General features: G+C 55.7%; 10 protein-coding genes. All 10 read left to right on the forward strand.

The genetic code is table 11. The annotated features are described in order from the left end of the window. Positions 1-53 precede the first annotated feature (53 nt). The 10 genes from DW089_RS01020 (at position 54) to DW089_RS01065 (ending at position 12,934) form a co-directional block, all read left to right on the forward strand. Entirely contained in the window at positions 54-1,616 is a 1,563-nt protein-coding gene (locus DW089_RS01020) for a hypothetical protein (protein ID WP_105326792.1), read from the forward strand. Then, a complete protein-coding gene (locus DW089_RS01025; protein WP_105326793.1) occupies positions 1,613-3,724 on the forward strand; it encodes an RNA degradosome polyphosphate kinase in 2,112 nt (703 codons plus the stop codon). The genes DW089_RS01020 and DW089_RS01025 overlap by 4 nt, the downstream gene beginning before the upstream one ends. A 152-nt stretch (positions 3,725-3,876) precedes the next feature. Beyond that, entirely contained in the window at positions 3,877-4,185 is a 309-nt protein-coding gene (locus DW089_RS01030) for a hypothetical protein (RefSeq protein ID WP_105326794.1), read from the forward strand. A 398-nt stretch (positions 4,186-4,583) separates the two neighbouring features. After that, positions 4,584-5,135: a phosphoribosyltransferase family protein gene (locus tag DW089_RS01035; protein ID WP_105327417.1), complete on the forward strand. Its 552-nt coding sequence runs from the start codon at positions 4,584-4,586 to the stop codon at positions 5,133-5,135. Positions 5,136-5,281: 146 nt separating this feature from the next. After that, positions 5,282-6,148, forward strand: a complete 867-nt coding sequence (locus DW089_RS01040; protein WP_105326795.1) for a methylenetetrahydrofolate reductase — start codon at positions 5,282-5,284, stop codon at positions 6,146-6,148. A 12-nt stretch (positions 6,149-6,160) separates the two neighbouring features. After that, positions 6,161-6,859: a vitamin B12 dependent-methionine synthase activation domain-containing protein gene (locus DW089_RS01045; protein WP_105326796.1), complete on the forward strand. Its 699-nt coding sequence runs from the start codon at positions 6,161-6,163 to the stop codon at positions 6,857-6,859. After that, entirely contained in the window at positions 6,856-9,273 is a 2,418-nt protein-coding gene (locus tag DW089_RS01050; RefSeq protein WP_105326797.1) for a homocysteine S-methyltransferase family protein, read from the forward strand. The genes DW089_RS01045 and DW089_RS01050 overlap by 4 nt, the downstream gene beginning before the upstream one ends. A 91-nt stretch (positions 9,274-9,364) precedes the next feature. Next, a complete protein-coding gene (locus tag DW089_RS01055; RefSeq protein ID WP_105326798.1) occupies positions 9,365-10,099 on the forward strand; it encodes a gamma-glutamyl-gamma-aminobutyrate hydrolase family protein in 735 nt (244 codons plus the stop codon). Position 10,100: 1 nt separating this feature from the next. Then, entirely contained in the window at positions 10,101-11,408 is a 1,308-nt protein-coding gene (locus DW089_RS01060) for an APC family permease (protein ID WP_105326799.1), read from the forward strand. A 152-nt stretch (positions 11,409-11,560) separates the two neighbouring features. Continuing rightward, positions 11,561-12,934 (forward strand): MATE family efflux transporter, encoded by a 1,374-nt coding sequence (locus DW089_RS01065; RefSeq protein WP_105326800.1) that lies wholly within the window; start codon positions 11,561-11,563, stop codon positions 12,932-12,934. The last annotated feature ends 3 nt before the right edge of the window (positions 12,935-12,937 follow it).

Raw genomic sequence — 12,937 nt, forward strand, 5'->3', positions numbered from 1 at the left:
TGCTGGCCCAGGTGGTAATAAAAACGGGGTATGGCCAGAGCAGAGGAGGACATATGACAAAAAAGAAACTGCGCTCTGCAGCGGTAATCCATTTGGGGTCTGAAAATATTACCATGCAGATTATTGAATATACAACATTAAACGATATCCGGGTAGTGGATGAGGTCCGGCACCGGGTACGGCTGGGGGAGGAGGCTTTCCAGACCCGGAAAATCTCTTTTGGCACTACCCGGCAGATTGTGGAGATTCTCCAGGGCTACCGGCAGCTGATGCGGGACTTTGGGGTGACGGACTATATCCTCCAGGCTACCACAGCGGTGCGGGAAGCCCAAAACCAGCAGTTCTTCCTGGATCAGGTCCAGATCAAGACGGGCTTCCAGATTGAAGTGGTGAATATGTCCCAGGAAATCTACACCAAACTGGCTTCCCTGGTGCGCACCATTGGGGTGGAGGACGAACAGAGCTTGCCCCGGGACGGCATTCTTTTAGCGGATATTTCTTCCGGCGGGCTGGGGCTGACCCTGCTGAAAAACCGGGAAATCCGCTTCCAGCAGAACCTCCATGTGGGGCTGGTGCGAATGAAGGAACAGTTTACCCGGAACGAGCGGTCCAGCAGTCATTTTGAGCGGGCCCTGAACGAATATATCCATGCCCGGCTGGTGGCCGTGGCAGAAGAACTGGCCAAGGAAGATATTGTGACCCTGGTGCTGACCGGTACGGAAAGCCAGTCCCTGTTCGATATGTTTGCCCAAGCGGCTGGGGGGCATGAAATCCCCTCCTTTACGGCCGAACAGGTGGAAGAATTTTACCAGCGGATCCACCGGCTCAGCGAAGCCCAATTGGACAAACTGTTTAAGCTGGACCGGGAAGAAGGGGAAACGGCCCTGCCGGCTACCGCCCTGTGCCGCCAGCTGATGCAGCTGTCCGGGGCCCGGCAGGTGATTATGCCCCAGGATCGGTTCATTGATGGCATGAAGATTCTCTATATTGCCCGGCAATTGCAGGATCCCTTCCTTCAGGCTATGGAAGAACTTCAGATGAGTCTGGTGCGCAGCATGGGCAGCCGCTTCTACTATGATGCACCCCACGCTGCCTGGGTGGAAAAACGGGCCAGCCAGCTGTTTGATGTACTGGCTCCGTCCCAGGGCCTGACCCAAGTGGACAAGGTGCTGCTGCAGACGGCAGCCTACCTGCACAATATCGGCAAGTACGTGTCCCTGCGCAACTACAATGTGTACAACTACAATTTGATCAGCACGGCGGATATTCTGGGCTTTAGTGAGGAGCAGTGCCGGATTGTAGCCCAGATTACCTACCTGTACACCTTGAACCGGCCGGAGCTCCAGGGCTCGGATATCCTGCCTCTGGCGCCCCAGATTACGCCCCAGGTAGCCAAACTGGCCGCCATTCTTCGGGCAGCGGATTCCCTGGACGTCAGTGGCAAACAGAAAATCAAAGACTGCACCATGTCCATCAAGGGGGATGAACTGAAGGTGACGGTAAAAAGCCGGGAAGATTTGGCGTTGGAAGAATGGACGTTCAGCCGGAGGGGCAGTTTCTTTGAGGAAGTCTTTGGACTGCACCTGGTGCTGGAGAAAGCGGGGAGTGGAAAATGATAACAGCTTTAAATAAACCGGAATACTATGTCAATCGGGAACTCAGCTGGCTGAAATTCAACCTGCGGGTACTGAAGGAGGCTGGGGTAAGAAATCTGCCCCTGCTGGAGCGGCTGCGCTTTGTGGCCATTTCTGCCTCCAACCTGGACGAATTCTTCATGGTCCGGGTGGCCGGGCTCATTGACCGGCTGGAAGCCGGGGACGAACGGCTGGATGCGGCTGGCCTCAGCGTTTCCGACCAGCTGCGGCAGATTTCCCTGGCGGCCCACAACGAAATGAAATTAAAGTACCGCTACTTTTTTGCCCTGCTCAATGAGCTGGAAAAGTACGCCGTCAAGTTCCGCCGGGTAAAGGATGTAACCCCGGCCCAGCGGGAAGAACTGGAACGGTATTACCAGGATATGGTGTTCCCGGTGCTGACCCCCATGGCGGTGGATGCGGCCCGGCCCTTTCCGTTCCTGGCCAACCGTTCCCTGAACCTGGCCATTGAACTGAAGAACAAGGACGGAGAACAGCGAATTGCCTTTATCCAGGTGCCTTCTGTATTGCCCCGTTTCATTTCCCTGGAAGAAGAAAATAATGCCCGGAGCTTTGTGTTCCTGGAAGATTTGATCATGGCCCACTGCCAGGACCTGTTCAAAGGCCTGACCATTGTGGATATGGTTCCCTTCCGGATTACCCGGGACTCGGACCTGGAAGTGGAAGAAGATGCCACCCAGGACCTGATGAAGGAAATCGAACGGTCCCTGCGGAAACGGAAAAGAGGGGCGGCCGTCCGGCTGGAAATCAACCCCACGGACAGCCAGTTCCTGCAAAAATTCCTGATGCAGAACCTGGAACTGGACCGGGACGATGTGTACGAAATCAAGGGCCCTCTGGACCTGACTTTCCTCAATAAGTTCATCGACCTGCCGGGGATGGAACAGTGGAAATTTTCCCCGTATACGGCCCAGCAGCCGGAAGAACTGCCGGATTATGAGGACCTGTTTGGCAAAATCCGGGAGCACGATATCCTGCTCCACCACCCCTATGAAAGCTTTGACCCCATTGTAAAACTCCTGGCCACGGCGGCAGAGGACCCGGCGGTCCTGGCCATCAAGGTAACCCTGTACCGGGTCAGCGGCAATTCGCCCCTGGTAGCGTCCCTGGCCCGGGCAGCAGAAAACGGCAAACAGGTTACGGCCCTGGTGGAACTGAAGGCCCGGTTTGACGAAGAAAACAACATTGTCTGGGCAAGACGCCTGGAGCAGGCCGGCTGCCACGTTATCTACGGACTCATGGGCCTGAAGACCCACTCCAAGATTATCCTGATTGTCCGGAAAGAAGCGGACGGCATCAAGCGGTATGTCCATCTGGGCACCGGCAACTACAACGACAAGACGGCCAAGCTGTACACGGACCTGGGCCTCTTGACCTCCAATGACCAATTCGGCCAGGACGCTTCCAGCTTCTTTAACGTCATCAGCGGCTATTCGGAGCCTCCGGCCATGAACAAGCTGGTGATGGCACCCCTGGGCCTGAGAGAAAAGATGAATGAACTGATTGAGCGGGAAATCGCAGTGGCCAAAAGAGGGGGAGAAGCCCACATTGTGGCCAAGATGAACTCCCTGATTGACCAGCCCATTATCCAGAAGTACTATGAGGCCTCTCAGGCCGGGGTGAAAATCGATCTGATTGTCCGGGGTATCTGCGGCCTGAGACCGGGGATTCCCGGAGTCAGCGAAAACATCACCGTCCGGTCCATTATTGGCCGGTTCCTGGAACACAGCCGGGTGTACTATTTTGCCAACGGCGGGGAAGAAGAACTGTACCTGTCCAGTGCGGATATGATGCCCCGGAACCTGAACGACCGGGTGGAACTGCTGTTCCCGGTGGAGCGGCGGGTCCATATTGACCGGATCAAGAGCTTCCTGGACCTGTGCCTCAGGGACAATGTAGGGGCCCATGTTATGCTCTCCAATGGCACCTACCGCCGGGCTTACCCCCACGGCAGACAGAAAATCAGCGTGCAGGCGGCCCTGATGAAGCGGGCCAAGGACAATGCCCCCAAAAAGGAAATGCCCATGGAACAGCGGCTGAAGCCCATGTACCATAAGGAAAATGTATAGCAGGAAACCTTCCAGGAGCTGCACCCCCGTTGGTGCAGCTCTCTTTTTGGGCCAGAAGCGCCTGGAGCGGCCGCCTGGGGCAGTACCTCTATTCTTTTGACCAAAAAATGTGATATAATGTCCCCATCATAGAAAGAGGTGCGAAACAAGCTATGGCAATTCAAAGCGTAACACTTAACTACGAAGGCCATTACGGCTATTTGGATTATAACGAAGAAACCAAGGAGATGACGGTCTTCATTCCCGACGCGGAAGAAGCGGCCCAGCGGGTCCGGGACTTCCTGGCGGAACCCAAGACCATGGAAGTTCCCACAGATGAATGTACCTACCATTTTGGACCGGTAACGGTGGATGCCAAAAACAGCTGGCAGGAATGTGAACAGGTGCTGACCCGTCTGTGGGTACATACAGGTGTTTTGGTGGAATGGAGCATGCCGCCCCGTATGACCAACGATTTATGAACTTATCCACAGAGTTATCCACTATAAGCACTGTGCCTGTGGAATCAGTGGATAACTTCTGGGGAAAATGTGGAAAAGTCCCTGGGCTCTTATTCACAGGCTGTGGATAAAGCCTGGGGAAAGTTTGTTTTCCCAGAGGGAAATTGACCTGCAAAAAGGGAAACAAACCTGAATGATTTTGGGAAAAAGCCCCGCTGTATGCGGCTTTTGGCCACTTTTCCTTTTGCCCTGTACGGGGCCGGAAAAAGGGCTGGCGGCGGGCGCCTTTATCCACAGCGGGGGTTTGGCACTGTGGATAAAGCTTGTGGATAACCCGGTGGAAACTTGGGGAAAACAGCAGATAAACAGTGAAAAACCGGGCTTGCCCGGGAATCAAATACCAGCAAGGAGGCTGTATTGTGGCAGATCGTTTTTATGAATTAAAGGTAGCAGGACTTACCCGGCGTCTTCCGGTAATCAACATTTCTTCTACCCTGGCTATTGCCGGCTTTGTGATTTTGGGAGACGTGGAAATGGTGGAAAAAACTGCGGAGGCCCTGGCCCAAAAGGTGCCGGCCGACGTGGATGTCCTGATGGCGGCAGAAACCAAAGGGATTCCCCTGGTCCATGCCATGGCCCGGATCCTGAAAATGGACCGGTATGTGGTGGCCCGGAAATCCATAAAAGCGTATATGGAACATCCTTTGGTGGTGGAAGATGAATCCATTACCACCCAGGGTAAGCAGATCCTCTGCCTCCAGGACGAAGATATTGATCTGGTCCGGGGCAAAAAGGTCCTGCTGGTAGATGACGTAATCAGCACCGGGGGCTCCATGAAAGCCCTGGAAGAGCTGGTGGACCATGCTGGCGGCAAAGTGGTGGGCAAGATAGCCATTTTGGCTGAAGGGGATTCCATTGGCCGGGAAGATATTACGGTGCTGGCCAACCTGCCATTGTTCCCTGCGGAATAAGGCCGGGCATTGATTTGTAAAGAAGCATACAACAGAGCAGTTCTTTTGGGAATTGCTCTGTTTTTTTAACCTTTTCCTAGACGAACGGTGGGCTTTACTATAAAATAGTAGTATTATATCGTTCGGGAACAAGGGAGGAAAAGAAGTTGAAAATTGTTGATCTGCTGAAAAGTCCTAAGATTTGTGTATCCTGTGAGTTGTTTCCTCCAAAAAAAGGAAATGACCTGAAAAATGCTTTGAATATTGTTCATACTATTGCGGACCATGGCGTTGATTATATGAGTGTGACCTACGGCGCCGGTGGTTCTGCGGTGGGCAAGTCCGTGGCCCTGGTAGGAGAAATTGAACGCTGCGGGGTGCCGGCCCTGGCCCACCTTACCTGTGTGGGGGCTACCGAGGATCGGATTGAAGGGGTACTGGACAGCCTGAAGCAGGTCAACGTGGAAAACGTGCTGGCCCTGCGGGGGGACAAGCCCCAGGGTATGGACGCCATGCCGGAAGGGGCGTATGCCCACGCCAGTGACCTGGTACGGAAAATCAAAAGCTACGGGGATTTCTGCGTAGGCGGCACCACTTATCCGGAAGGCCATCCGGAAGCTGCCAGCCTGGATGAAGACCTGGAGCATACGAAAATCAAGGTAGAAGCAGGCTGTGATTTTCTGGTAACCCAGATGTTCTTTGAAAACAGTATGTTCTACAACTTCATGTATCGGCTGCTGGCCAAGGGCATCCAGGTGCCAGTGGTGGCGGGCATTATGCCGGTGACCAACGTAAAGCAGATTGAACGGATTTTTACTTTAAGCGGCACCCCGGTGCCGGCTTCCCTCCGGGCTATGGTGGAACGCTTTGCAGACCATCCGGAAGCCCTGAAACAGGCAGGGATGGCCTACGCCATCGGCCAAATTGTGGACCTGATTGCCAATGGGTTTACCAATATCCACATCTACACCATGAACAAGCCGGAAATCATCGGCGGCATCCGGGACAATTTGTCGGAAATCATCAAGTTATAAGAAGGAGAACCTATGGGGGAGTTACGGATCCGGTTTGATGAAAAGGAAGCCCTGCGCTACTTTGGCGCCCGGCCCGGGGACCAGCAGGCTCAGGCTACGGTGGACCGGGCGTTTTTGCAGCTGCGCAACGAGGTGCAGCCCCGCTCTGTGTGCCAGAAATGGAACTGCCAGGTAATCCAGGAAGCAGAAGGCCGGCCGGGACGGGTGGTCCTGGAAGGGGGCACCGAATTTATCAGCTCGGGGCTGGCCCGGCATCTGACGGGCTGCACGGCGCTTCTGCTGTTTGGGGCTACCCTGGGGCCTCGGGTGGATACGGGGCTGAGACGGATCAGTGTCCGCAGCATTGCCGAGGGGGCTGCAGCCCAGGCTGTGGCGGCGGCTCTGATTGAAACCTACTGTGACGACCAGGAAGTGGTTTGGAAAAGTAAGCTGCCCAGCAGCTATACCTACCGGAGCCGGTTTTCCCCGGGCTATGGGGATTGGGCCCTGGAGGAGCAGGAAAAAATTTTCCGGCTGCTCCACTGCGCTAAAACCATTGGCCTGACCCTTACCACCGGGGGCATTATGGCTCCCACCAAATCGGTTACGGCTGTCATTGGCATTGATGAAACAGGAAAGGAAAGCGGGGAAGAAACCGCTGCCTGCGGCAAAAAAAGCAAGTGCAGCAGCTGCAGCAACGTGACCTGTCCTTTCCGTCAGGAGGAACTATGAAATTTCAGGAAGCATTATATACGAAGCGTTTGTTTTTTGACGGAGCCATGGGTACCATGCTTCAGGAAGCTGGTCTTAAACCGGGGGAACTGCCGGAAACCTGGAACCTGCTTCACCCGGAAAAGGTCCAGGCCATTCACCGGGCCTACGTCCGGGCTGGGGTGGATATTCTAAAGACCAATACCTTTGGGGCCAACGCCCTGAAGTTTGGGCCGGAACACGGCACCCCCAACGTGGAAGAACTGGTCCGGGCGGGGGTGGAAAATGCCCGGGCTGCTTTTGCGGCGGAAGGCCGGGAAGGCTTTGTAGCCCTGGACCTGGGGCCTACGGGCAAGCTGCTCCAGCCCTTTGGGGACCTGCCCTTTGAGGAGGCGGTGGCCCTGTATGCCCAGCAGGTGAAAGCCGGAGCGGCTGCGGGAGCGGACCTGATCCTGATTGAAACCATGAGCGATGCCTACGAAGCCAAGGCGGCCATGCTGGCGGCCAAGGAAAATGCGGACCTGCCCTTTGTGTGTACCTTTACCTTTGACCAGGATGGGAAGCTCCTAAGCGGTGCCGACGTAACGGCGGCCCTGGCCACGGCGGAAGCCCTGGGGGCTGCGGCTGTGGGCTTTAACTGCGGCCTGGGTCCGGACCAGCTGATCCAGCTGGTGCCCCAGGCCCTGCAGGCCGTGGATATTCCGTTAGTTATGAATCCCAACGCCGGACTGCCGGTGGAGGAAAACGGCCACACGGTATTCCATATTGGGCCGGAGGATTATGCGCCGCTGATGGTGCCCGTGGCAGAGCTGGGAGTAGCTGTTTTGGGCGGCTGCTGCGGCACCACGCCCCAGCATATTGCCCAGCTGGTGGCAGCCTGCCGGGATCTACCCCTGCCCCCCAGGAGAAACAGCGCCCCCAGCGTCATTGCCGGCTATGGCAGTGCCGTGGGCTTTGACGGTATGCCCGTCATCATCGGGGAACGGATTAACCCTACCGGGAAACCCCGGCTGAAGGAAGCCCTGAAAAGCGGAAATATGGACTACGTATGCCAATTGGCCCTGGAACAGCTGGACAAGGGGGCCCAGGTCCTGGACGTGAACGTAGGGGTCCCCGGGGTCAACGAACCGGAACTGATTGAGCGGGTGATTGTGACCCTCCAGTCCATTACCTCCGTGCCCTTGCAGATTGATACCTCTAATATTGAGGCCATGGAACGGGGGCTGCGCATCTATAACGGCCGGCCGCTCCTCAACTCCGTAAACGGCAAGGCCGAGAATCTGGCAGAAGTGCTGCCGCTGGCGGCCAAATACGGGGCAGCTCTGGTGGGGCTGTGTCTGGACGAAAACGGCATTGCAGACTCTGCCGCAGGGCGCCTAAAGGTGGCGGACAAGATTGTCGGGGAGGCGGAAAAGGCCGGCCTCCGGCCCCGGGATATGCTTCTGGATCCTTTGGCCATGACTATCAGTACCGGCGGGGAAAATGCCCAGATTGCCCTGGCCGTAATCCGGAACCTGAAAAGCCGCCAGCTGAAAACGGTGATGGGGGTGTCCAACATTTCCTTTGGGCTGCCCAGCCGGGATGCGGTAAACAGTGCCTTCTTCTCTCTGGCTATGGAAGCCGGGCTCAGTGCCGGTATCATCAATCCCAACAGCGGTGCCATGATGCAGGCCTACTACGCCTACGGGGCTTTAAGCGGTTTGGACAGCGGCTGCAAGAAATATGTGGAATACTTTGCCGACCTGCCCCAGGTGACCCTGGCCTCCAAAAGCCAAAGCACCGGGAAGGCAGCAGCCGCCGGCAGTCAGGAGCTGGCCCTGGACGAAGCCATCATCAGGGGTCTGCCCAGTGTGGTGGAAAAGGACGTAAACCAGCTGTTGGCGGACGGCAAGACCGCCCTGTCCATTATCAACGAATGGATGATTCCTGCCCTGAATGTGGTGGGAGAGCAGTTCGAAAAGAAAAAGCTGTTCCTGCCTCAGCTGCTGGTCAGCGCAGATGCTGCCAAAGCCGGCTTTGAGATCTTAAAGCAGTCCCTGAAGACCGGGAACGCCAGCGAAGACGGGGAACCCATTGTGGTATGCACGGTAAAGGGGGACATCCACGATATCGGCAAGAATATTGTGAAGGTGCTTCTGGAAAACTATGGCTACCGGGTTATCGACCTGGGCAAGGACGTGCCGCCGGAAAAGGTGGTGGCGGCTGCCGTGGAAAATGGCGCCAAACTGGTGGGGCTTAGCGCCCTAATGACTACAACTGTCAGCTCCATGGCAGAAACCATCCGCCAGCTGCGGAAAGCCCTGCCTGGCTGCAAGGTGATGGTGGGCGGCGCCGTCATGACGGAAGAGTATGCCAAGAGCATCGGGGCCGACTTTTATGGGGCCAATGCGGTGGCCAGCGTCCACTATGCCAATGCCCTGTTTGGCAAAAAATAATAGTTGGATAGCTATAACATTCCGTGTTACTATAATACATATTTACAGCTTTTATGCATAAAAAATCTAACCAGAAAGAAGATGCAAAACAATGAAAAGACCTTTGATTGGTGTATCCGGCAGCCATATGGTGGATGACCATGGCACCTTTGCCGGGTACCATCGGGCCTACGTGAACGATGACTACATCCGGTCCGTAGTGGAAGCAGGCGGCGTGCCTGTAATCCTGCCCTTTACCCAGGACGCAGAAGCGGTGGCCGAAATGGTGGCCCGGGTGGACGGCGTACTTTTTAGCGGCGGCCAGGATGTGTACCCCCTAAACTACGGGGAAGAACCCTGCCGGCAGATTGGTCCGGTGTGGCCGGAACGGGACACCTTTGACCAACTGCTGTTTCAGGAAGCCCAAAAGCGGGGCATTCCCGTGGTGGGCATCTGCCGGGGCCTGCAAATTGTGAACGTGGCCCTGGGCGGCACCCTGTACCAGGACCTGAGCCTGGACAAGAATTCCTACGTAAAACATTCCCAGAACCAGGACCCGGCTACGGCTACCCACACCGTGGAAATTGCCGAAGGCAGCCGGCTAAGCCGTATCCTGGGAAAAACGGAGTGGGTCACCAATTCCCACCATCATCAGACCGTTCACGCGGTGGGCAAGGGCCTTACCGTAACGGCCCGGGCCAAGGACGGCACAGTGGAAGCGATGGAAGGCACGGAGTATCCCTACCTGATGCTGTACCAGTTCCATCCGGAAATGATGTCCATCAACAATGGGGATGCCAAGAAATTGTTTGCTGATTTTATTCATGCTGCAGAGGGGAACAACTAACATGGAAGACAAAAAAGTAAAATTCGGTCTGTCCAGCATTGTGCTGCTGGGCATCAACGGAATCATCGGCACCGGGATTTTCCTGCTGCCAAACCGGGCCTACGCCCTGATGGGGCCCGCCAGCTTGGGCATCCTGCTGTTTGACGCCTTTCTGGCTGGCTGCCTGGCCCTGTGCTTTGCAGAGGCTTCCGGCTTCTTTACCCGCAACGGCGGTCCGTATCTGTATGCCAAAGCCGCTTTCGGCGACTTCTGGGGCTACGAGGTGGGCGTTTTGAAACTGGTGGTCACCATCATTGCCTGGTCCACCATGGCCGTAGGCTTTGCCACTGCCTTGGGGGCTGCGTTCCCTGCGGTTTCCGGGAACTTTGCCAAAAATGCCATTGCAGCTATTCTGATTGGCGGCCTCAGCGCCCTGAACATTGCCGGCGTCAAGACTTCCAAAATTCTGAACGATATTATGACCATTTCCAAATTGGTGCCCTTAATTGCGTTTATTGCCATTGGTATTTTCTTCATCAACGGCGCCAATTTCACGCCTTTTGTCCCGGCTCACGTGGAAGAAGGGGCCTTTGCCAATGCGGCCATTACCCTGTTCTTTGCCTACACTGGTTTTGAAGCCATTGCTGTAGGGGCTGAAGACTTCAAAGATCCCAAAAAGAACCTGCCCCGGGCCATTATCCTGACCATGATTATCGTAACGGTTATCTATATGCTGGTACTGGGCATTTCTATCGGTATCCTGGGACCCAGCCTGGCCACGGATAAGGCTCCTATCCAGGACGCCTTTGGGAAAATCCTGGGACCTGTGGGTTCCTACTTTATCCTGATCGGGACCCTGCTGTCCATGGGCGGCATCAACATGGCGGAATCCTTCATCGCTCCCCGGGCCTGCACGGCCCTGGCTGAAGACGGCATGCTGCCGGAAGCCCTGAGCAAACGGACTCCCTGGGGTACCCCGTACGTAGCCAGTATCTTCATTGCGGTTTGCAGCATCCTGCTGGCCTGGAGCGGCAGTTTTACCACCCTGGCGGCCATTTCCGCCGTATCCCGTTTCACCCAGTACCTGCCTACGGCTTTGGCCGTTATCGTATTCCGGAAGAAATGGGCCGACCGGGAACGGAGCTATACCATTCCTGGGGGTATCTTGATTCCTGTAGTGGCCCTGGTGACCAGCCTGTGGATGCTTTCCAACGCCAAACCCATGCAGCTGGTTTGGGGTCTGGGCGGCTGCCTGGTAATCCTGCCCTACTACTTCGTCTATGCCAAAAAGAAGAAAATGGGCCTGATTCCGGAGCAAAAGGAAGAGTAAGACTTGCTCTTTTGGGAATTACCCGATACAATGTAAGAAAGTGGGTGTGTAAAACTCGTTTTTACACACCCTTGCTTTCGGTAAAACGGAAGGCTCTGCCCAGTTGGGCAGAGCCTTTTGATATGCTTATTTTTTTTGCAGGGAGGAAAAGTATGGGTTTGGTGAAAAAATTGCTGGCACCCCCTAAGGGGCACAAGCTGCTGTTTGACAACCAGAGCCTGCTGCACCTGTTCCTGCCGCTGGTCTTGGAGCAGCTCCTGGTGGTGCTGGCCGGTTTTACGGATTCCTTGATGGCAGCGGCCTTGGGGCAGGCCGCCGTATCCGGGATTTCTTTGATTGATAATATTATGCTGCTGCTGATTATGGTCTTTGTGGCCCTGGCTACCGGCGGCGCCGTCATTATGGGCCAATACCTGGGCCACCGGGAACCGGAGCGGGCCAAAGAGGCTGGGCGGCAGCTGGTATGGCTGGTGGGAGCCATTTCCCTGGGGCTCATGGCCCTGTTCTACGCCTGCCGGCCTCTGATCCTGTACAAGCTCTACGGCAGCAGTGACCCGGAGGTACTCTCCAGTGCGGACTCCTATCTCAAGGTTATCGGGCTGTCCATTCCCTTTGTGGCCCTGTTCCAGGCAGGCAGTTCTGTTTTCCGGACCGCCGGCAATACCAAGTTTCCCATGCTCATTGTGCTAGGTTCCGATATTTTCAACGTGTTTGGGAACTATACGGCTATTTATATACTGGGTTGGGGCGTGGCAGGGACGGCTTTGTCCACCGTAATCAGCCGAATCCTGTCGGTATTTGTGGTGCTGTACGGGGCCACCCACGCCAAGTTTTCCCTGACTTTGCCGCCGCTGCTCAAGGTGCGGCCCAATTGGGACCTGATTCGCCGGATGCTCCGGGTGGGCATTCCCTTCAGCGTGGAAAACGGGCTGTTCCAGCTGGGGAAAGTGGTGGTGGTCAGCATTGTCACCACCTTTGGCCTGAACGCCATTACGGCCAACGCCGTAGGCACCGTGTTTACCAACTTTCAGGTACTGCCGGGGATTGCCATGAACGCCGGCATGACCACTGTGGTGGCCCGCTGCCTGGGGGCCGGGGACGTTCCCCAAAGCAAGTACTTTACACGGAAGATAATTTGTCTTATTATGATGACAAACCTGGGCACCAGCCTTTTGAGCTTTGCGGCCTGGCCCCTGATTCTCTTTATCTACCAGTTCCCCAAGGAAACCATGGACCTGGTATGGGAAATCATGTTCTGGCACGGCACCCTGGAAACCCTGATCTGGCCCTTTGCCTTTACCCTTCCGGTAACCTTCCGGGCGGCAGGAGATGCCCGCTTTGCCATGGTGGTGGGCGTGGCCAGCATGATGCTCATGCGGGTGGGCGGCGCCTATGTGCTCTGCACCTACTGCGGCACCGGCATGTTCGGGGCGTGGATTTCCATGTTCCTGGACTGGGTGATCCGGGCCCTGATTTACGTGCCCCGTTATCTCAAAGGTACCTATTTGAAACATAAATTGATTTAAGTT

This window comes from Acidaminococcus sp. AM05-11, from assembly GCF_003472805.1.
Classification (GTDB): domain Bacteria; phylum Bacillota; class Negativicutes; order Acidaminococcales; family Acidaminococcaceae; genus Acidaminococcus; species Acidaminococcus hominis.

Excerpts from the sequence above, each read along its gene's own strand:
- DW089_RS01020 (WP_105326792.1), top strand. The coding sequence starts at position 54 with ATGACAAAAAAGAAACTGCGCTCTGCAGCGGTAATCCATTTGGGGTCT.
- DW089_RS01025 (WP_105326793.1), top strand. The coding sequence starts at position 1,613 with ATGATAACAGCTTTAAATAAACCGGAATACTATGTCAATCGGGAACTC.
- DW089_RS01030 (WP_105326794.1), top strand. The coding sequence starts at position 3,877 with ATGGCAATTCAAAGCGTAACACTTAACTACGAAGGCCATTACGGCTAT.
- DW089_RS01045 (WP_105326796.1), top strand. The coding sequence starts at position 6,161 with ATGGGGGAGTTACGGATCCGGTTTGATGAAAAGGAAGCCCTGCGCTAC.
- DW089_RS01050 (WP_105326797.1), top strand. The coding sequence starts at position 6,856 with ATGAAATTTCAGGAAGCATTATATACGAAGCGTTTGTTTTTTGACGGA.
- DW089_RS01055 (WP_105326798.1), top strand. The coding sequence starts at position 9,365 with ATGAAAAGACCTTTGATTGGTGTATCCGGCAGCCATATGGTGGATGAC.
- DW089_RS01060 (WP_105326799.1), top strand. The coding sequence starts at position 10,101 with ATGGAAGACAAAAAAGTAAAATTCGGTCTGTCCAGCATTGTGCTGCTG.
- DW089_RS01065 (WP_105326800.1), top strand. The coding sequence starts at position 11,561 with ATGGGTTTGGTGAAAAAATTGCTGGCACCCCCTAAGGGGCACAAGCTG.